The following is a 22,440-nucleotide window of genomic DNA, read 5'->3' as shown; positions in this document are numbered from 1 at the left end:
GTCTCGGGCAACTCGCCGCGGCGCGGACAGCAAAACGCATGGCGTCGACGGAGCGCCACAGTCGGGCCGCCCGCTTTTGGACCCGCTTTAGCGGTCGCGCCGACGATGACCGCCTCACGCCGACCCCCTCGGGAGGACTGCAATGACCAGGACCGTCTCGGTACTCTCGGCGGCCTCGGCGCTGCCCGGGCCGACGGTGGACAACGCGACGCTGGGCCGGCGGCTGGGCATGGACCGCCTGTGGGAGCAGTGGGTCGACGCCTTCATCGGCACCCGTACCCGCCACCTCGCCGTCGATCTGGACAGTGGCGAGATCCGGCACACGCTGGCCGACCTGGCCCACCAGGCCGGAAGCCGGGCTCTCGACGCCGCGGGTGTCACGCCCGAGGAGGTCGACCTGGTGGTGCTGGGCACCGCCACACCGGACCGCCTGATGCCGACGACAGCCACCGTGGTAGCCGACCGGTTGGGCATCGACGGGGTGCCCGCCTACCAGCTCCAGTCCGGCTGCTCGGGTGCCGTGCAGGCCCTGGCCGTCACCCGCAGCCTGCTGCTCGGCGGCACCGCACGCACCGCCCTTGTGCTCGGCGGGGACGTGGTGGCCCGGTTCTACGACCTGACCGCCGACCTGCGGAAGCTGCCGCCCGCGGAGTTCGTCAACTACGTCCTGTTCGGCGACGGCGTCGGGGCCGCGGTCCTGCGGGTCGGCGAGGTCGCAGGCGCGGCGGCGCTGCGCTCGGTCTTCACCCGGCTGGTCGGCCTCGGTCGGGAACCCGGCGCGACACTGGAGTGGTTCGGGCCGACCGAGGACCGCAACCGGCCCGCGGCGACCGAGGACTACAAGGCCATCGAGCGCCACGTGCCGGACCTGGCCGCCGAGGTCGTCGAGGAGCTGCTCGGCGAGTTGGGCTGGGCGCGCGACGACCTCGACTACGTGCTGCCGCCACAACTGTCCGGCCGGATGACCGCGCTGATCGTGGAACGCCTGAAGCTGCCGCAGGCCACCGAGGTGAGCTGTGTGGCGGAGACCGGCAACAACGGCAACGGAATCGTCTTCCTCCAGCTCGAACGGGCGCTCGCCCGACTCGCCGGGGGACAGCGGGCGCTGGGTGTGTCCATCGAGTCCAGCAAGTGGATCAAGTCGGGCTTCGCGTTGGAGGGCCTGTGACGGCGGGTGCCGCGGCCCCGTCCGCCACCGGGTCGGACGCGGCGGCTGAGCTGTCCGAGCTGTACCGCAGCGGCCGGCTGCCCACCGAATTCCCCCGCCTGCGCGCGCTGCTCGCCGAGCTGCCCGACACCGAGCTGCACCGGGCGGGTCGGCTGCTCGAACGGGTGGGCCCCGACGCGGTACGGGCGGCGCACCCGGACGTGCCGGTCGTGCCGATCACCGTCAGCGGGTACGGCACGGTGGCCCCGCTGGTCCCGCTGCTCACCGTGGAGTTGGCCCGGCACGGCCTGCTGCTCGATCCCCGGCTCGGGGACTTCGGCGGCTACCTGGACGCACTCGCCGCCCCGGACGACTCGTCGCTGCTGCTGACCCTGCTCGACGCCCAGGTCGTCTTCGACCAGGTGCCGACACCGTGGCGTCCCGAGGACGTGGCCCACACCTTCACCGCGAAGATCGACCTGATCGAGGGGCTGCTGGCCCGCTCGACCACCCCCGTGGTGCTCAACACGATCCCCCTGCCGAGGATCTTCCCCGCCCAACTGATCGACCACCGGTCCCGCGCCCTGCTCGGCGCCGTGTGGCGGGAGGCGAACGCCCGCCTGCTGCGGCTGTCGCAGGACCACCCGACCGTCGTGGTCGTGGACCTCGACCCCTGGGCGGCGACCGGGCTCGCGGTCCGCGACGCCCGGCTCAGCGTCTACGCCAAGGCGCACCTGACACCGCCGCTGCTGCACGCCTACGCCCGCGAGGTCGCCCACCTGGCCCGGGCCCGTGCCGGCGCGGCCCGCAAGGTGCTCGCCCTGGACCTGGACGAGACCGTCTGGGGAGGGGTCGTCGGCGAGGTCGGCCCGCTCGCCGTCGAGGTGGCCGACAGCCACCGGGGCGAGGCGTTCCGCGAGTTCCAGCGGGTCGTCCGCCAGCTCGGGTCGCAGGGTGTGCTGGTCGCCGCGGTGAGCAAGAACGACCCCGAGCCGGTACGCGAGGCGCTGCGCGCGCACCCAGGCATGACACTGCGGGAGGACGACTTCGTCCGGGTCGTGGCGAACTGGCGGCCCAAGCACGAGAATCTGCGCACCCTCGCCGAGGACCTCAACCTCGGGCTCGACAGCGTCGTCTTCGTCGACGACAGCCCGTTCGAGCAGGGCCTGGTCCGCCGCGAACTGCCCGAGGTGGCGGTGGTCGCCGTCGACGACGAGCCGGCCGATCACGTCGGACGGCTGCTCGCCGACGGCTGGTTCGACACCGTGACGCTGACGGCGGAGGACCGGCAACGACCCGGTCTGTACCGCGCGGAGGTGGAGCGCCGCGACTTCTTGCACTCCTTCGACTCGCTGCGCGACTACCTGGCGGAGCTCAAGGTACGGGTGGACCTGGCCGTCGCCGACGAGACCGACGTGCCCCGCGTCTCGCAGTTGACGCTGCGGACCAACCAGTTCAACCTGACCACCCGGCGACTGGCGCCCGCCGACGTGCTCGCTCTGCTGCGCCACCCCGCCGCAACCGTGCTCACGGTGCGCTGCGCCGACCGTTTCGGCGACATCGGGCTCGTCGGCGCGGTCGTCCTCCGCCACGACGACGACGTCCTGCACGTCGACAACTTCGTGCTGAGCTGCCGGGCCTTCTCCCGCGGGGTGGAGACGGCGACGCTGGCCGAGATCCTGCGCCACGCACGCGGCAGCAGCGCGTCCGCCGTCACCGCCGAGTACCTGCCCAGCCGTCGCAACGCCAAGGTGGCCGACTTCTACCCCCGCAACGGGTTCACGCGTCTCGACGCCACCCACTTCCGGCACGACCTGACCGACATGCCCCGACCGCCGGAACACGTCCAGTTGACCGGCTCCTGGCCCCCCGGAGGAACCCCGTGAGCACCCTGCGATCCGTCCACGACTTCGTCACCCTGGTCCGCGACGAGCTTGGGCTGCCCATCGAGGAGAGCGACCTCGACCGCCACCTCGACGACGTCGCCGGATGGGACTCCGTCCACCTGCTCGCGCTCTGCTCGGCGCTGGAGCGCGCCACCGGGCGGTCCATCTCGCTCCCGGCCGTCCTGACCGCCGACAGCCTGGGCGGGATCTACGCGACGGCGGTGGATCGGTGACCAGCGTCTCCCCCGTCGCCCGCGAGCGCCGGCACACCCTCTTCTTCCTGGAGGCCGTGCGGTCCTTCGCGCCCGTGCACCTGGACGCCGAGGTGGACATGAGCCGCGTCCTGGCCGAGCGGAACCGGGCGCGGGCGGACGGACGGCGGCAGTCGATCGTCAGCCACGTCGTCGTGGCGGCGGGCCGGGTGCTCGCCAAGCATCCCGAGGCCAACGCCGCGATCCAGGGCCGGCTGCGCGCCCGGGTGGCCCGGTACCCGTTCGTGCACGCCAAGGTCACCGTGGACGGTGTCCTCAACGGGGCCCGCGTCGTCCTGGCGACCGTGGTGCCGAATGTCCACGAGGCCGATGTGGACCAGGTGCAGGCCCACCTGAGCCGGATCCGCGCCGTCGACCCGGAACGCGCTCCCGAGTTCGCGGGCATCCGTCGGGTGCACGCCTCGGCCCTGCCGCTGGCGTACGCCCGGTTCCGGCGGGCCGTGCGCGACCTGCGCGTCCGCCCGCTGCTCACCGGCACCGTCGCGGTGACCTCCCTCGGGCACCGCGACGTCGACGGCTTCCACTCCGTCGGGGGCACCACGGTGACGATCGGCGTGGGACGTGTCGCCGACCGGCCGGTGGTCCGTGACGGCCAGATCACCGTCGCACCCGTGCTGCGCCTCAGCCTGACCTTCGACCACCGCGTCATCGACGGGGCGGAAGCGGCCGACGTGCTGACCGACCTCAAGCAGGAACTGGAGAACCCGGCATGAGCAACGACGTCGCAGAGCTGAAGCAGTACGTCCTCGCCCACGTCAGTGCCCAGAACGCCAGCGCGGACGGCGTGCTCGCCCGCATCGACGACGACGGCGACGGGCCCCGTTCCTGGACGACACAGTGGATCCGCGCCGGCGAGGAGCGGGAACAGGCGGGTGACCTGCTCGCCGCCACCACCTTCTACAACCTGGCCCGCTTCCCCTTCGTGGACTCACCGGGCCGGGCCGAGGCGCTGCGGCGCTGCGTGGCGGTGTTCGACCGGTGGCGTCGTACCGTGCCGGGGATCGAACGCCTGGAGCTGCGACTGCCCGGCGGTGTGGTCCGGGCCTGGGCCGCCGGGCTGTCCACGACCGAACGCCGTCCGGTGCTGCTGATGACCGGCGGCATCGTCAGCATCAAGGAGCAGTGGGCGCCGATCCTGCCGGAGCTGGCGCGCTACGGCTTCGCCGCCGTGGTCACCGAGCTACCGGGCGTCGGCGAGAACGAGCTGCGCTACGACCTGGACAGCGCCGCCCTGTTCGGCGTGCTGCTGGACGCCGTGGCCGAACGCGCGGACACCTCCCGGGCGTACGCGTTGGCGCTGAGCTTCAGCGGGCACCTGGCGCTGCGCGCGGCACCGTCCGAACCCCGACTGCGCGGAATCGTCACCGCCGGCGCACCGGTCGCGGCCTTCTTCACCGACAAGGAGTGGCAGGCGGCGGTGCCCCGCGTCACCGTGGACACCCTGGCCCGGCTGACGCAAACCACCCCGGCGACGGTCTTCGACCACGTCCGCAACTGGGCCCTGACCCCGCAGGACCTGGCCGGGGTACGGATCCCGGTGGCGTACGTGGCCAGCGGACGCGACGAGATCATCCCGCCCGCCGACCCGGCCCTGCTCCGCACGCACGTTCGCGACTTCCGGACGATCACCCACGACGACGTGCACGGCTCACCCGCGCACTTCCCGCACACCCGGCTCTGGACCCTCGCCCAGGTACTCGAGATGAGCGGCGCCGACCCACGGCACCGGGCGGCGGTCGACGGCGCGCTCGCCCAGGTCGAGGGAGGACGGGCGTGAGCGCCCCCGACGAGCCGGTCGCCGTCGTCGGTCTGGCCTGCCGGCTGCCCGGCGCCGCCGATCCGGAGGCGTTCTGGGCGCTGCTGCGCGACGGGCGGGAGGCGATCACCGACCCGCCCGCGTCCCGACGCGACCCGGACGGGCGCGCCCGCAGGGGCGGCTTCCTGGACGCGGTGGACCTGTTCGACGCCGAGTTCTTCGGCGTCCCGCCCCGCGAGGCGGCGGCCATGGACCCGCAGCAGCGGCTGGTGCTGGAGCTGAGCTGGGAGGCCCTGGAGGACGCCCGGATCCGCCCGGACGCGCTGGCCGGCAGCCGGACCGGGGTGTTCGTTGGCGCCATCTCCGACGACTACGCGACGCTGCTGCGCCGCCGTGGTCCCGACGCCATCGGCCCGCACTCGTTGACCGGCACGAACCGGGGGATCATCGCCAACCGCGTCTCGTACCACCTCGGGCTGCACGGCCCGAGCATCACCGTCGACTCGGCGCAGTCCTCCGCCCTCGTCGCCGTGCACGTGGCCGCCGAGAGCCTGCGCCGCGGCGAGTCGGAACTGGCCCTCGCCGGTGGGGTGAACCTGAACCTCGCGCCGGAGAGCACGCTGGGCGCCGAACGCTTCGGCGCGCTGTCCCCGGACGGCCGCTGCCACACCTTCGACGCGCGGGCCAACGGGTACGTGCGCGGCGAGGGCGGCGGGCTGGTGGTGCTCAAGCCGCTGGACCGGGCGCTCGCCGACGGCGACCGGGTGCACGCGGTCCTGCTCGGCAGCGCGGTCAACAACGACGGTGTCACCGACGGCCTGACCGTGCCCGGCAGCGACGGGCAGCGGGAGGTGATCCGGCTGGCCCACGAGCGGGCCGGCACCACGCCCGGCGAGGTCGACTACGTCGAGCTGCACGGCACCGGCACGGTCGTCGGCGACCCGGTCGAGGCCGCCGCGCTGGGCGCAGAACTGGGCCAGCTGCGCGACACGCCACTGCTGGTGGGCTCCGCCAAGACCAACGTGGGGCACCTGGAAGGCGCGGCGGGCATCGTCGGGTTCGTCAAGGCCGTGCTCTGCGTACGGCACCGGACGCTGCCGCCGAGCCTGAACTTCGCCACCCCGAACCCACGCATCCCACTCAACGAGCTGAACCTGCGGGTGGTGACCGAGAGCCACACCGTGCCGCGGCCCCTGGTCGTCGGGGTCAGTTCCTTCGGCATGGGCGGCACGAACGCCCACGCCGTACTCACCGAGGCTCCGCTGCGGACGGCGCGGAAGCCGGCTCCCGCGGCGCGCCCGCTGACGTGGGTGGTCTCCGGGCACACCCCGCAGGCCCTGCGGGCGCAGGCCGGGCAGCTCACGAGCCTGGCCGCCGACCCGGCCGACGTGGCGTTCTCGCTGGCCACGACCCGCGCGACGCTGCCCTACCGGGCGGCGGTGGTCGGCGAGACGGCGGCCGACCTGCGCGCCGGGATGGCGGCGGTGGCGACCGGCACGCCCCACCCGGGCACGGTGACCGGCTCCCCGGCCGGCACGCTGGCGTTCGTCTTCACCGGGCAGGGCAGCCAGCGGGCCGGCATGGGGCGGGAGTTGGCCGCCCGGTTCCCGGTGTACGCCCAGGCGTTCGCCGAGGTCGCGGCGGCACTCGACCCGCACCTGGGTCGCCCCCTCGACGAGGTGCTCGACGACGCCGACGCCCTCGACCGCACCGAGTTCGCCCAGCCCGCACTGTTCGCCGTGGAGGTGGCGCTGTTCCGGCTGCTCACCCATTGGGGTCTGCGACCGGACGCGGTGGCGGGCCACTCGGTCGGTGAGATCGCCGCCGCGCACGTGGCCGGCGTGCTGGACCTCCCCGACGCGGCCCGCCTGGTGGCGGCTCGGGGCCGGCTCATGCAGGCGTTGCCGACCGGCGGCGCCATGGTCGCCCTGTCGGCCGGCGAGGAGGAGGTACGACCGCTCCTGCGTCCCGGGGCCGACCTGGCGGCGGTGAACGCGGCGGAGTCGGTCGTGGTGGCCGGCGACGACGACGCCGTCTCCGCCATCGAGGAGACCGTGCGCGGCTGGGGGCGGCGGACCAGCCGGCTACGGGTCAGCCACGCCTTCCACTCGGCCCGGATGGACCCGATGCGCGTCTCCTTCGCGCAGGCACTGGCCGACATCGAGTTCGCGCAGCCGACGATCCCCGTGGTGTCCGCGCTGACGGACCCCGACGTGACCGACGCGGAGCACTGGGTACGCCACGTCCGGGACACCGTCCGGTTCGCCGACGCGGTCCGGGACCTGCGCGACCGGGGCGTCCGCACAGTCCTGGAGGTCGGACCGGACGCGGTGCTCACCGCACTGGCGCACGACGTGGCGGAGCTCGCCGCCGTCGCGGTGCTGCGCCGCGACCGCCCCGAGCCGGACACCGCCGTGACGGCGCTGGCCACCGCGTTCACCCGGGGCGCGGCGGTGGACTGGACCGCCCTGCTCGGTGCCCGCCAGGCGGTCGACCTGCCCCGGTACGCCTTCCAGCGCAGCCGCCACTGGCTGGACCAGGACAACCCAGCGATCGCGGCACCGGAGGTCACCCGCGCCCCCGACGGCACGCCCCGCCGCTCGGACGAGGAACTGCTCGACCTGGTGCGTACCGCCGTCGCGGTCGCCCACGGCCGCGTCGGCCCGGCAGCGATCGACCCGGATACCACGTTCCGCGATCTCGGCCTGGACTCGGTCACCAGCGTGGAGTTCCGCGACCGGCTCGCCGCGGCGACCGGCGTCCCCCTCTCCCCCGGCCTGGTCTACGACCATCCCACCCCCCGCGCCGTGGTGGCGCACCTGCGGACGCTGACCGGCGGCGGACCGGCCGACCCGGAGCAGGAGAGCGGCTACCGCGACGAGCCGGTAGCCGTCATCGGCATGGCCTGCCGGTACCCCGGCGGGGTCGGCTCACCCGACGACCTGTGGCAGCTCGTGCGGGACGGGCGGGACGCCACCGGCCCGTTCCCCACCGACCGTGGCTGGGACCTCGACGCGCTCTACGACCCGGATCCCGGCACCCCGGGACGTACCTATGTGCGGCGGGGAGGATTCCTCGACGGCGCGGCCGAGTTCGACGCCGACTTCTTCGGCATCAGCCCGCGCGAGGCCAGCGCCATGGACCCGCAGCAGCGGCTGCTGCTGCACACCGCGTGGGAGGCGCTGGAACACGGCCGACTGAACCCGGAGTCGCTACGCGGCACCCGAACCGGGGTGTTCGTCGGCGTGGTGGACAACGACTACGGGCCGCGACTGCACGAGCCGGTCGAGGGCACGGAGGGTTACCTGCTCACCGGCACCACGGCGAGCGTCGCCTCCGGACGCGTCGCGTACGCCCTGGGGCTGACCGGCCCGGCGGTCACCGTCGACACCGCGTGCTCCTCGTCGCTGGTGGCGCTGCACCTGGCGGCGCAGGCGCTGCGGCAGGGAGAGTGCACCCTGGCGCTGGCCGGCGGGGCGACCGTACTCGCCACGCCGGGCATGTTCCTGGAGTTCAGCCGACAACGCGGCCTCGCACCGGACGGCCGCTGCAAGGCGTTCGCCGCCACGGCCGACGGCACCGCTTGGGCCGAGGGCGCCGGTCTCGTCGTGCTGGAACGCCTCTCCGACGCCCGTCGCAACGGCCACCCGGTCCTCGCCGTGCTGCGCGGCTCGGCGATCAACCAGGACGGCGCCTCCAACGGCCTGACCGCACCCAGCGGCCCCTCGCAGGAGCGGGTCATCCGCCGGGCGCTGGCCGTGGCCGGGTTGGCTCCCTCCGATGTGGACCTCATGGAGGCGCACGGCACGGGCACCGCCCTGGGCGACCCGATCGAGGCCCGGGCCATCCTGGCCACCTACGGGCAGCGGCGCGACACGCCGCTGCACCTCGGCTCGTTGAAGTCGAACATCGGCCACACCCAGGCCGCCGCCGGTATCGCCGGAGTCATCAAAGTCGTCCAGGCGATGCAACACGGCACCCTGCCGGCGACGCTGCACGTGGACGAACCCACCCCGCACGTCGACTGGGCCGAGGGTCAGGTCAGCCTGCTCACCGAAGCCACACCCTGGCCCGACACCGGCCGACCCCGCCGCGCCGCCGTCTCCTCCTTCGGCATCAGCGGCACCAACGCCCACGTCATCCTCGAACACGGCGATCCGCAGCCGGCACCGCCGCGGCGTACGTCGACGGGGCACGTGGCCTGGCTGGTCTCGGCCCGGGAGCCGGAGCTGGTGGCCGAGCAGGCCGGCCGGCTACACCGGTTCGTGCGGGACAACCCGGAGCTGGACCCGGCGGACGTCGCGCTGTCGTTGGCCACCACCCGCCCCCTGCTGGAGCATCGCGCGGCCGTGGTGGGCGCCGACCGGGACGAACTGCTGGCCGGACTGGCGGAGCTGGAGTCGGGTCGCCGGCGCGCCGAGGCGATCCGGCCGGGGAAGGTGGCGTTTCTGTTCGCCGGACAAGGCACCCAACGCCTCAACATGGGCCGCCAACTCTACGACACCAACCCCACCTTCGCCCACGCCCTCGACACCGTCACCAACGCCCTCAACCCCCACCTCAACCAACCCCTCCTCGACATCATCTTCGGCACCGACCCCCACCTCCTCAACCGCACCGAAAACGCCCAACCCGCCCTCTTCGCCATCGAAACCGCCCTCTACCACCTCCTCACCCACCACGGCATCCACCCCGACTACCTCCTCGGCCACTCCCTCGGCGAAATCACCGCCGCCCACGCCGCCGGCATCCTCACCCTCACCGACGCCGCCACCCTCGTCACCACCCGCGCCAAACTCATGCAAACCGCCACCCCCGGCGGCGCCATGATCGCCATCGAAGCCACCGAAACCGAAATCCAACCCACCCTCCACCCCACCGTCACCATCGCCGCCATCAACACCCCCACCACCACCGTCATCAGCGGCGACCACCACCACACCCACGCCATCGCCCACCACTGGCGCCAACAAGGCCGACGCACCACCACCCTCACCGTCAGCCACGCCTTCCACTCCCCCCACATGGACCCCATCCTCGACACCTTCCACACCACCACCCAAACCCTCACCCACCACCCACCCCACACCCCCCTCATCACCAACCTCACCGGACAACCCCTCACCAACCCCACACCCGAACACTGGACCCACCACCTCCGCCAACCCGTCCGCTACCACGACGCCACCACCACCCTCACCCACCACGGCGTCACCCACACCATCGAAATCGGCCCCGACACCACCCTCACCACCCTCACCAAAACCAACCACCCCACCCTCACCACCACCCCCACCCTCCGCCCCCACCACAACGAAAACCACACCCTCACCCACACCCTCGCCACCACCCCCACCACCAACTGGGCCAGCCTGTACCCGCACGCCCGCCCGGTCCGGCTGCCCACCACGGCATTCCGGCGCGACCGGTACTGGCTCACCGGCGGCCGGGCCACCCCGGGCGCGGACTCGGGTGTGCGCGAGGTCGATCACCCGCTGCTGGGCGCCGCCGTGACGCTCGCCGACGACAGCACCGTCTACACCGGACGGCTGTCCCGGCGTACCGCCCCCTGGCTGGCCGACCACGTGGTGCTCGGCCGGGCGTTGCTGCCCGGCACCGCCCTGCTGGAGTACGCGCTGTGGGCGGGCCGGGACGTCGGGCTGCCCCGGGTGGCCGAGCTGACGCTGGAGGCCCCGCTGGTGCTGCCCGACGAGGGCGTGACGCAGGTGCGGGTCACCGTCGGCCCGCCGGGTGAGCAGCGGACCGTCGCCGTGCACGCGCGGGCCGACGACGCCGAGCAGTGGACCCGGCACGCCAGCGGCATGCTCACGGCGGCGCCCCCGGCGTCCCCGGTCCCCCCACGCGTGGACGGCCCGCCGGTCGACGTCGACGACCTGTACGAGCGGTTGGCCGGCAAGGGCTACGAGTACGGGCCCGCCTTCCGCCTCGCCACCGCCGCCCGGCACGGCCAGCACGTGGTGGCGCAACTCGCCGCGCCCGCCGGCCCCGACGGATTCGTGCTGCACCCGGCGCAGGTGGACGCCGCTCTGCACCCGATCGTGCTGGACGGCGACGAGACGCTCCTGCCGTTCAGCTGGAGCGGCGTCTCGGTCTTCCGCCGGCCCAGCGGGGCGCTGCACGCGTACTGGACGCCCGAGCGGGCGCTCGTCCTCACCGACGCCGACGGGGTGGTCGCCACCGCCGACAGCCTGCACCTGCGGCCCGCGCGCATGCCGGCCCCCACGGACCTGCACCGGATCCGGTGGGTGCCGGCCGAGGACGCCCGGCGGCAGATCCGCGTCGAACCGGTCGCCGACGCCACGGCCGCGCTCGCGATGCTCCACGAGCGCCTGGACGCCACCGAGCCGACCGCGCTGGTGGTGCCACACCTGGACCGCACCGGTGCGGCCGGGCTCGTCCGGTCGGCGCAGGCCGAACACCCCGGCCGGTTCGTGCTGATCCACGCCGACGACCCGGTCCGGACCGTACCGGACGGCGAACCCGAGGCGGCCTGGCGCGACGGTTCGTGGTGGGTCCCCCGGCTGGCCCGCGTCGCACCCGTCGATCCGGGGCTGCCGCTGTCCGGCACCGTGCTCGTCACCGGCGGGACCGGAGCCCTGGGCGCACTGGTCGCCCGGCACCTCGTCCGCGCCCACCGCGTGCGGGACCTCGTGCTGGTCAGCCGGCGCGGCGCGGACGCACCGGGTGCGGCCGCGCTGGCCGACGAGTTGGCGGGCCACGGCGCGCGGGTCGACCTGCGGGCATGTGACGTCGCCGACCGGGAGGCGTTGGCCTGCCTGCTCGCCGACCTGCCCACCCTCGACGCGGTCGTGCACGCGGCCGGGGTGGTCCGGGACGCGACGGTGTCCGCGCTGACCGTCGAGCAGGTACGCGCGGCCGCGACCAAAGCCGAGTCGGCCTGGCACCTGCACGAGCTGACCCGGGACCGTCCCCTGCGGGCGTTCGTGCTGTTCTCCTCGATCAGTGGGCTGCTGGGCACCGCCGGCCAGGGCGCGTATGCGGCCGCCAACGCCGCGCTGGACGCGCTGGCCGCGCACCGGCACGCCCTCGGCCTACCGGCGCTGTCCCTGGCCTGGGGTCTGTGGGAGGACACCGGGATGGGGGCGGGGCTGTCCGCTGCCGACGTGGCCCGGTGGCGGCGCGACGGGCTGCCGCCGCTGACCGTCGAGCAGGGCGTGGCGCTGTTCGACGCCGCGCTGTCGCACGAGGGTCCGGTCCTCGCACCGGTACGCCTGGACCTGGCGGCGCTGCGCGGCCGTGACGTGCTGCCCGCCGCGCTGCGGGGGCTGGTCACGCGTCGTGCCGTGCCGCCCGCCGGAAGCCGACCGCGTGACGAGGCCGAACTGCGGGAGGTGGTCCGTTCGGTGGTCGCCGAGGTGCTGGGGTACCCGTCGGCCGCCGGGGTGGACTCGGCCCGCCCGTTCCGCGACCTGGGGCTCGACTCGCTCGGCGGGGTGGAGCTGCGCAACCGCCTCGCCGCCGCGACCGGCCTGCCGGTGCCCGCCACGCTGGTGTTCGACCATCCGACGCCGGACGCCGTGGTGGCCCACCTGCTCGGCGCCACGACGAGCGCACAGCCGGCACCGACGCCCACAGTGGCCACCCGCACCGACGAGCCGATCGCGATCGTGGGGATGGCCTGCCGGTATCCCGGTGGTGTCTCCTCGCCGGAGGACCTGTGGCGGCTGGTGGCCGACGGTGTGGACGCGATCGGCGAGTTCCCCACCGACCGGGGCTGGGACCTGGGCCGGCTCTATGACCCCGACCCCGAACACGCCGGCACCTCGTACACCCGCCACGGCGGCTTCCTCTACGACGCGGCCGACTTCGACGCCGGGTTCTTCGCGCTGAGCCCGCGCGAGGCCACCGCCACGGACCCGCAGCAGCGGCTGCTGTTGGAGGTGGCGTGGGAGGCGTTCGAGCGGGCGGGAATCGACCCGACCGCGGTACGCGGCAGTCGGACGGGTGTGTTCGCGGGCGTCATGTACGGCGACTACGGGACGCGGTGGCGTACCGCCCCGGAGGGTTTCGAGGGGCACCTGCTCACCGGCAACACCTCCAGCGTGGTCTCGGGTCGGGTGGCGTACAGCTTCGGGTTGGAGGGTCCGGCGGTCACCGTGGACACCGCCTGCTCGTCCTCTCTGGTGGCCCTGCACCTGGCCGCCCAGTCACTGCGCAGCGGCGAGTGCGATCTGGCGCTGGCCGGCGGCGTCACGGTGATGGCGACGCCGCACACCTTCGTGGAGTTCAGCCGTCAGCGGGGGTTGTCCCCGGACGGGCGCTGCCGGTCGTTCTCGGCGGCGGCGAACGGTACGGGATGGAGTGAGGGTGCGGGCCTGCTGCTCGTCGAACGCCTCTCCGACGCCCGCGCCAACGGCCACCACGTCCTGGCCATCCTCCGCGGCTCCGCCGTCAACCAGGACGGCGCCTCCAACGGACTCACCGCACCCAACGGACCCGCCCAACAACGCGTCATCCGCACCGCCCTCACCAACGCCCACCTCCAACCCACCGACATCGACCTCGTCGAAGCCCACGGCACCGGCACCCGCCTCGGCGACCCCATCGAAGCCCAAGCCCTCATCGCCACCTACGGCCACCACCGCAACACCCCACTACACCTCGGCTCACTGAAATCCAACATCGGCCACACCCAAGCCGCCGCCGGCGTCGCCGGAGTCATCAAAGTCATCCAAGCCATGCAACACGGCACTCTCCCCGCCACACTGCACGTGAACGAACCCACCCCACACGTCAACTGGGCCGACAGCCAGGTCACCCTCCTCACCGAAGCCACACCCTGGCCCGACACCGGCCGACCCCGCCGCGCCGCCGTCTCCTCCTTCGGCATCAGCGGCACCAACGCCCACGTCATCCTCGAACACGGCGATCCGCGGCCGGTGCCGCCGGAGGAGACGGATCCGCCCGCGCCGGTGCCGCTGGTGATCTCGGCCCGGTCCGCCGGCGCGCTACGCGACCAGGCCGCCCGGGTGCGCACGGCGTTGGGCTCGGGGCTGCCCGTGCGGGACGTGGCGTACACGCTGGGGGCGGCGCGCGCCCGGCACCCGCACCAGGCGGTGGTCGTGGGCGAGGGTCGGGCGGAGCTGCTGGCCGGACTCGACGCGGTGGCCGACGGCACCGTTCCCGGTGCGGTGGCCACCCCGGGGAAGGTGGCGTTCCTGTTCGCCGGACAAGGCACCCAACGCCTCAACATGGGCCGCCAACTCTACGACACCAACCCCACCTTCGCCCACGCCCTCGACACCGTCACCAACGCCCTCAACCCCCACCTCAACCAACCCCTCCTCGACATCATCTTCGGCACCGACCCCCACCTCCTCAACCGCACCGAAAACGCCCAACCCGCCCTCTTCGCCATCGAAACCGCCCTCTACCACCTCCTCACCCACCACGGCATCCACCCCGACTACCTCCTCGGCCACTCCCTCGGCGAAATCACCGCCGCCCACGCCGCCGGCATCCTCACCCTCACCGACGCCGCCACCCTCGTCACCACCCGCGCCAAACTCATGCAAACCGCCACCCCCGGCGGCGCCATGATCGCCATCGAAGCCACCGAAACCGAAATCCAACCCACCCTCCACCCCACCGTCACCATCGCCGCCATCAACACCCCCACCACCACCGTCATCAGCGGCGACCACCACCACACCCACGCCATCGCCCACCACTGGCGCCAACAAGGCCGACGCACCACCACCCTCACCGTCAGCCACGCCTTCCACTCCCCCCACATGGACCCCATCCTCGACACCTTCCACACCACCACCCAAACCCTCACCCACCACCCACCCCACACCCCCCTCATCACCAACCTCACCGGACAACCCCTCACCAACCCCACACCCGAACACTGGACCCACCACCTCCGCCAACCCGTCCGCTACCACGACGCCACCACCACCCTCACCCACCACGGCGTCACCCACACCATCGAAATCGGCCCCGACACCACCCTCACCACCCTCACCAAAACCAACCACCCCACCCTCACCACCACCCCCACCCTCCGCCCCCACCACAACGAAAACCACACCCTCACCCACACCCTCGCCACCACCCCCACCACCAACTGGAAGACCCTCCTCCCCCACGCCACCGTCATCGACCTGCCCACCTATCCGTTCCAGCGACAGCGGTACTGGCTGGACGGTCCCGCCGCCGACACCGGCCTCGACGGCAGCGGCCATCCCCTGCTGCCCGGCGTCGTCGACCTGGCCGACGGGGGGTTGGTCCTCACCGGCACGGTGAGCGCCGACAGCCACCCCTGGCTGGCGGGGCACCGGATCGGTGGCGCGACGCTGCTGCCCGCCACCGCCGTGGTGGAGGCGGTGGCGCACGCGGCCAGCCGCGTCGGCCTGGACGTCGACGAACTGGTCCTGACGGCCGCCGTGCCGGTCGATGCCCCGGTGCGCCTACGGCTCACCGTCGGGCCGGCGTCCGACGACGACAGCCGCGCTGTGCACCTGCACGGCAACACCGACGACGGCGAGTGGTTGCCGTACGCCACCGGGCGGCTCGCGGTCGTCACGCAGTCGCCCGCCGCCGACCTCGCCACCTGGCCGCCGACCGACGCCGAGCCGGTGGACGTGGTCGACCTCTACGACCGGCTGGCCGAGGGCGGCTACGGCTACCACGGCCTGTTCCAGGGGCTGCGGGCGCTGTGGCGCCGAGGCGACGAGACGTTCGCGGAGGTACGCCCCGACGAGTCGCCCACCGGCGGCTTCGCCCCGCACCCCGCCCTGTGGGACGCGGCGCTGCACCCGCTCGCCTGGGACGCCGCCGAGCGGGGGCAGGTGGAGATCCCGTTCGAGTGGCGGTCCGTTCGCCGGCACGGCCCCGGTGCTCCGGCACTGCGCGTGCGGCTCGCCCGCCGCGACGACGCGGTGAGCGTGGACGTGGCCGACGACGCGGGCCGCCCGATCGCCTCGGCCGGTGCGCTGCGGCTGCGGTCGACCGGCACCGCGCCCACCACCGTCCTCGAACCCGACTGGGAGCCGGTGCCCACCGACGGGGAGTGGACCGGCCGGTACGCGACGGTGGTGGCACCGCGCACCGGCGCGGACGCGAGCGCGGCGTACGCGGCCGTGACCTGGGCACTGGACGCGCTGCGGCAGCACGAGGGCGACGAGCCGCTGGTGGTCCGTACCGTCGACGACCCGGCCGGTGCGGCCGTCCGTGGCCTGGTGCGCACGGCGCAGACCGAGCAGCCGGGCCGCTTCGTGCTGTTCACCGGTTCCGGTGACCCGGAGCCGGCGCTGGTCCGCGCCGCGCTGGCCAGCGGCGAACCGGAGGTGGCGCTGCGCGACGGGACGCTGATGGCACCCCGGCTGTCGCGGATCCCCGTCGCGCCCGGTCCGCTGCCCTTCGCGTCCGGGTCGACGGTGCTGGTGACCGGCGGCACCGGCGCTCTCGGCGCGCTGGTCGCCCGGCATCTGGTCGTCCGGCACGGGGTACGGCGCCTGCTGCTGACCAGCCGGCGTGGCCCGGCCGCCGACGGCGCGGCCGAGCTGGTGGACGAGCTGACCGCGGCGGGCGCCGAGGTCGAGGTGGTGGCGTGCGACGTGGCGGATCGTCCGGCGGTGGCGGCGCTGTTGGCCAGCATCCCCGAGGAGCACCCGCTCACCGCCGTCATCCACACCGCCGGCGTGCTGGACGACGGCGCGCTCACCTCGCTCACCGAGGAGCGCCTGGCCCGGGTGCTGCGGCCCAAGGCGGAGGCGGCCTGGCACCTGCACGAGTTCACCCGGGACCGGCCCCTCACCGCCTTCGTGCTCTTCTCCTCGATCACCGGCATCACCGGCACGGCGGGACAGGCCAACTACGCCGCCGCGAACGCCTACCTGGACGCGCTGGCCCGGCACCGCCGCAACCTCGGCCTGCCCGGCGTCTCCCTGGCCTGGGGGCTGTGGGGGGCCACCGGCATGGCGTCGGGTCTCGGCGCGGCCGACCTCGACCGGCTGGCCCGCAGCGGGATCACCCCGCTGTCACCGCAGGAGGGCCTGGACCTCTTCGACGCCTGCCTGGTCGCGGACCGACCGGTCCTGGCACCGGCCCGGGTCGACCTGTCCACAACTCGCCGGCAGCGTCGCCGCGCGGCGTCCGCCGCCGCCACGGTCACCAGCCGGGAGGGCCTGCGGGAGCTGGTCCGCGCCCAGGTGGCCGCGGTGCTCGGGCACACCGACGCCACCGAGGTGTCCACCGACGTCGCGTTCACCGGGCTTGGCCTGGACTCCCTCACGGCGGTCGAGCTGCGCAACCGGATCGCCGAGCGTACCGGGCTGCGCCTGTCGAGCACGGTGGTCTTCGACCATCCCTCGGTGGACGCGCTCACCGACCACCTGGTCGCGGAACTGGCCGGCGCCCGTCCGGTGGAGACGCCGCAGCCCGTTACGCAGCCGGCCGACGAGCCGATCGCGATCGTGGGGATGGCCTGCCGGTATCCCGGTGGTGTCTCCTCGCCGGAGGACCTGTGGCGGCTGGTGGCCGACGGTGTGGACGCGATCGGCGAGTTCCCCACCGACCGGGGCTGGGGCGAGATCCACGACCCGGACCCGGACCGGCCGGGACACAGCTACACCCGGCACGGGGGCTTCCTCTATGCGGCGGGCGACTTCGACGCGGAGCTGTTCGGCATGAGCCCGCGCGAGGCGCTGACCACCGACCCGCAGCAACGGCTGCTGCTGGAGGTGGCGTGGGAGGCGTTCGAGCGGGCGGGGCTGCCACCGGGATCGCTGCGGGGCAGCCGGACCGGCGTGTTCACCGGCGTGATGTACAACGACTACGGCGCGCGGCTGCACCAGGCCGGCACGCCCGCCCCGGGCTACGAGGGCTACCTGGTCAGTGGCAGCGCGGGCAGCGTCGCCTCCGGTCGGGTGGCGTACAGCTTCGGGTTGGAGGGCCCGGCGGTCACCGTGGACACCGCCTGCTCGTCCTCCCTGGTGGCCCTGCACCTGGCCGCCCAGTCACTGCGCAGCGGCGAATGCGATCTGGCGCTGGCCGGCGGCGTCACAGTCATGGCCAGCCCGGCGACCTTCGTGGAGTTCAGCCGACAACGCGGCCTCGCACCCGACGGCCGGTGCAAACCATTCGCAGCCGCAGCCGACGGCACCGGATGGAGTGAGGGTGCGGGCCTGCTGCTCGTCGAACGCCTCTCCGACGCCCGCGCCAACGGCCACCACGTCCTGGCCATCCTCCGCGGCTCCGCCGTCAACCAGGACGGCGCCTCCAACGGACTCACCGCACCCAACGGACCCGCCCAACAACGCGTCATCCGCACCGCCCTCACCAACGCCCACCTCCAACCCACCGACATCGACCTCGTCGAAGCCCACGGCACCGGCACCCGCCTCGGCGACCCCATCGAAGCCCAAGCCCTCATCGCCACCTACGGCCACCACCGCAACACCCCACTACACCTCGGCTCACTGAAATCCAACATCGGCCACACCCAAGCCGCCGCCGGCGTCGCCGGAGTCATCAAAGTCATCCAAGCCATGCAACACGGCACTCTCCCCGCCACACTGCACGTGAACGAACCCACCCCACACGTCAACTGGGCCGACAGCCAGGTCACCCTCCTCACCGAAGCCACACCCTGGCCCGACACCGGCCGACCCCGCCGCGCCGCCGTCTCCTCCTTCGGCATCAGCGGCACCAACGCCCACGTCATCCTCGAACACGGCGACGCCGTCGACACCGGGACCGGGACCGGGACCGTTGCACCGGGCACCGCCGTGGTGCCGTGGCTGCTGTCCGGGACCAGCCGGCAGGCGCTCACCGCGTACGCGCGGCTGCTCGGGGAGGTCGACGCCGCGCCCGTGGACATCGCCGCGACGCTGGCGCTGGGCCGCAGCCCGCTCGCCCTGCGGGCGTCCGTGGTCGGCCGGGACCGCCCGGAGTTTCCCACCGCGCGGCTGCAGCCGGTACAGCCGGTGGACGGGCCCACGGCGTTCGCGTTCACCGGCCAGGGCAGCCAGCGCGCCGGAATGGGGCTGGGACTGGCCGCCCGGTTCCCTCAGTTCGCCGACGCGCTCGCGTCCGTGGCAGAAGCCCTCGACCCGCACCTGCCGTCGCCGCTGCTCGACGTGCTCGCCGACGGCGACCTGCTGGAACGCACCGAGTACGCCCAACCGGCCATCTTCGCCGTGGAGGTGGCGCTGTTCCGGCTGCTGGCCCACTACGGAGTCACCCCGCACGTGCTGCTCGGGCACTCCGTCGGCGAGCTGGCCGCCGCGCACGTCGCCGGGGTGCTCGACCTACCCGACGCCGCCACGCTGGTCGCCGCGCGGGGACGCCTGATGGGAGGACTGGTTCCGGGTGGGGCCATGGCCGCCGTCCGGGCAGGCGAGGACGAGGTACTGGCGCTGCTGGTGCCCGGTGCGGAGATCGCCGCCGTCAACGCCGACGACGCGGTCGTCGTGTCCGGTGACGCGGAGGCCGTCGCAGCGGTCACCCAGGCCCTGCGCGACGCGGGCCGACGGGTCACCCCGTTACGGGTCAGCCACGCCTTCCACTCCGCCCGGATGGACCCGGTGCTGGAGGAGTTCCGGGCGGTGGCGGCCACGCTGCGGTTCTCCGAGCCCACCATCCCGCTGATCTCCCTGCTGCCCGGTTCCCCCACCGACCCCGGGTACTGGGTGCGGCACCTGCGCGAGGCGGTCCGCTTCGGCGACGGCGTACGGTCGCTGGCCGAGTGGGGCGTACGGCGCGTCCTGGAGGTGGGTCCGGACGCCGCGCTGACCCCGGTGACCGGGCCGACGGGAATCGCCACGCTGCGGCGCGACCACGACGAGGAGAGCGCCTTCGTCACGGCGCTGGCCGCGCTGCACGACACGGGCGCGACCGTGGACTGGGCGACCTTCTTCGGGGAGCTGGGCGCTCGGCGGGTGCCGCTACCCACCTACCCCTTCCAACGCCGCCGGTACTGGCTGACGCCCACCGCACCCCGCACCACCGGCGGGAGCGGTCATCCGCTGCTCGACGCGGCGGTGGAGCTGCCCGAGGGTGCCGTGCTGTTCACCGGCCGGGTGGCCGCCGAGGACGCCGACTGGCTGGCCGACCACGTGGTGCTGGGCCAGACCGTGGTCTCCGGCGCCACACTGCTGAGCCTGGTCCTGCATGCCGCGGCCGCGGCGGGACGACCCACGGTGCGGCGGCTGACGCTGCACGCGCCGCTGGTGCTGCCCGATGACGGCGGCGCGGCCGACCTGCGGGTCGGTGTCGACGAGCAGGGGCAGGTGACGGTGTACGCCCGGCCGGCCGGCGGCGGGTGGACCCGGCACGCCTCCGGCACGCTGGACACCGTCGAGCAGCCCGCCGAGGCGCTCGGGTCGTGGCCGCCGGCCGGTGCCGAGCCGCTCGACGTGGACTACACGCGACTGGCCGACGCGGGTTACGCGTACGGCCCCGGCTGCCGCCGGGTGCGCGCCGCGTGGCGCCTCGGCGACGACCTCTACGCCGAGGTGGGCCCGGTCGACGCCGACGGGCACGCCGCGCCGCATCCGGCGCTGCTCGACGCGGCGCTGCACCCGCTGGCCCTGGACCTGCTCGACGACGAGCAGACCCGGGTACCGCACGTCTGGTCGTCGGTGACGGTGCACGCGACCGGGGCGACGACGCTGCGGGCCCGGATCCGCCGGACCGGCACCGACCGTGTCGCCCTCACCCTCACCGACACCGACGACCGGCCGGTGGCCACGGCGGACCTCACCGTCCGGGCCGTTGCGCGCGGCCTGCCCGACCTGTACGCCGTCCGACTCACCCCGGTGCGGCCGGCCACCGGTGGGACGGTGTGGCCGAGCGTCGGCCGGGATGTCGGGCTGCCCCGCTACGCCGAGCTGTCCACCAGCACCGACGACATCGTCGAACGGGCGCACGACCGGGTCACCGAGGTGGCGGAGCTGCTTCGCCGCTGGCTGGCGCAGGGACCGCCGGAAGCCCGGCTGGTGGTCGCCACCGACCAGGTCACCGACCCGGCCGACGGGGTGCTGTGGGGCCTCGTACGGGCGGCCCAGACCGAGCATCCCGACCGGTTCGTGCTGCTCGACAGCGACGGCGACCCCCGGTCGCGGACCCTGGTCCCGGGGGCGCTGGCCACCGGCGAGCCGCAGCTCGTGGTGCGCGACGGGCGGATCACCGTGCCGAGACTCGCCCGCACCGCCGCCGCGCCGCAGCCACCCCGGCTCGATCCGGACGGGACGGTCCTGGTCACCGGTGCGGGTGGAGCCCTCGGCTCACTGACGGCCCGGCGCCTGGTCACCCACCACGGCGTACGGCGGCTCCTGCTGCTCGGCCGGCGCGGCGGGATGCAACCGCTGGCCGCCGAGCTGACCGCCCTGGGCGCCACGGTGCGGGTCGCGGCCTGCGACGCGGCCAACCGGGCGGCGCTGGCCCGGGTGCTCGACACCGTCCCCGCCGCGCACCCGCTCACCGCCGTGGTGCACGCGGCCGGGGTGGTGTCCGACGGGCCGCTGGCCACGTTGACGCCGCAGCGCTTCGCCGAGGTGCTGCGCCCGAAGGTGGACGCGGCGTGGCACCTGCATGAGCTGACCTGCGAGCAGGACCTGGCGGCGTTCGTGCTGTTCTCCTCCCTCGCCGGGCTGGTGGGCAACGCCGGCCAGGCCAATTACGCGGCCGCGAACACCGGCCTGGACGCCCTCGCCGCGTATCGCCGGGCCGCCGGGTTGCCGGCCGTGAGCCTGGCCTGGGGCCTGTGGGACGCGCCGGGCATGGGCGCCGCGCTGGACGAGACGCAGCGTGCCCGCATCGCGCGGACCGGTGTGGCGCCCCTGCCGGTCGAGCGGGGCCTGGCCCTCTTCGACGCCTGCCTCGGTGCCCGGGAGGCACTGTTGGTGCCCGCCGCGCTCCAGCCGGAGCGGGCGACGCGGGTCGCACCGGTGCTGGCCGGGCTGGCCCCGGCGACCACGGCGACCACGCCGCAGCAGGACTGGCCCCGACGGCTCGCCGGGCGGGGCGCCGCCGAGCAGCACCGGCTGCTGCTGGAGCTGGTCCGCAGCACGATCGTCGAGGTCCTCGGCCACTCCTCCGTCGCAGCCGTGGCACCCGACCGGGGGTTGATGGACCTCGGCTTCGACTCCCTCACCGCCGTCGAGCTGGCCGGGCGCCTCGGTGCCGACACCGGCGTCCGCACCCCGTCGACGGTGGTGTTCGACCATCCGACACCCACCGCGCTCGCCCACTACCTGCGACACGAGCTGGTGGGCGAGGAGGCGGCCGACGACGAGAAACCGCACGAGTTGGACGAGGTGTCCGACGAGGACCTGTTCGCCCTGATCGACACGGAGCTGGGAGAGCGATGAGCACCTGCGACACCAC

At 74.1% G+C, this 22,440-nt stretch carries 6 protein-coding genes; all 6 read left to right on the top strand.

All coding sequences use genetic code 11. From position 1 onward, the window contains the following. Positions 1 to 142: 142 nt before the first annotated feature. The 6 genes from VAB18032_RS11790 to VAB18032_RS31665 are packed head-to-tail and all read left to right on the top strand — an operon-like array spanning position 143 to position 22,424. Positions 143 to 1,168 carry a 3-oxoacyl-ACP synthase III family protein gene (locus VAB18032_RS11790; RefSeq protein WP_013733058.1) on the top strand — a complete coding sequence of 342 codons (1,026 nt, stop codon included), beginning with the start codon at positions 143 to 145 and terminating at the stop codon, positions 1,166 to 1,168. Beyond that, entirely contained in the window at positions 1,165 to 3,033 is a 1,869-nt protein-coding gene (locus VAB18032_RS11785) for an HAD-IIIC family phosphatase (protein ID WP_013733057.1), read from the top strand. The genes VAB18032_RS11790 and VAB18032_RS11785 overlap by 4 nt, the downstream gene beginning before the upstream one ends. Next, positions 3,030 to 3,266 (top strand): acyl carrier protein, encoded by a 237-nt coding sequence (locus VAB18032_RS11780; RefSeq protein WP_013733056.1) that lies wholly within the window; start codon positions 3,030 to 3,032, stop codon positions 3,264 to 3,266. Before VAB18032_RS11785 ends, VAB18032_RS11780 begins: the two co-directional genes overlap by 4 nt. Then, positions 3,263 to 4,018, top strand: a complete 756-nt coding sequence (locus tag VAB18032_RS11775) for a 2-oxo acid dehydrogenase subunit E2 (RefSeq protein WP_013733055.1) — start codon at positions 3,263 to 3,265, stop codon at positions 4,016 to 4,018. Before VAB18032_RS11780 ends, VAB18032_RS11775 begins: the two co-directional genes overlap by 4 nt. Continuing rightward, entirely contained in the window at positions 4,015 to 5,082 is a 1,068-nt protein-coding gene (locus VAB18032_RS11770; protein ID WP_013733054.1) for an alpha/beta hydrolase, read from the top strand. Before VAB18032_RS11775 ends, VAB18032_RS11770 begins: the two co-directional genes overlap by 4 nt. Beyond that, on the top strand, positions 5,079 to 22,424 hold the full coding sequence (locus tag VAB18032_RS31665; protein ID WP_013733053.1) for a type I polyketide synthase: 17,346 nt from the start codon (positions 5,079 to 5,081) through the stop codon (positions 22,422 to 22,424). The genes VAB18032_RS11770 and VAB18032_RS31665 overlap by 4 nt, the downstream gene beginning before the upstream one ends. The last annotated feature ends 16 nt before the right edge of the window (positions 22,425 to 22,440 follow it).

The sequence above is a fragment of the Micromonospora maris AB-18-032 genome, from assembly GCF_000204155.1.
GTDB lineage: Bacteria > Actinomycetota > Actinomycetes > Mycobacteriales > Micromonosporaceae > Micromonospora > Micromonospora gifhornensis.
This window is presented reverse-complemented; position numbering and strand designations above follow the sequence as displayed.

Bases quoted from the DNA above. Each gene is read 5' to 3' on its own strand.
- VAB18032_RS11790 (WP_013733058.1), top strand. From the start codon at position 143: ATGACCAGGACCGTCTCGGTACTCTCGGCGGCCTCGGCGCTGCCCGGG.
- VAB18032_RS11770 (WP_013733054.1), top strand. From the start codon at position 4,015: ATGAGCAACGACGTCGCAGAGCTGAAGCAGTACGTCCTCGCCCACGTC.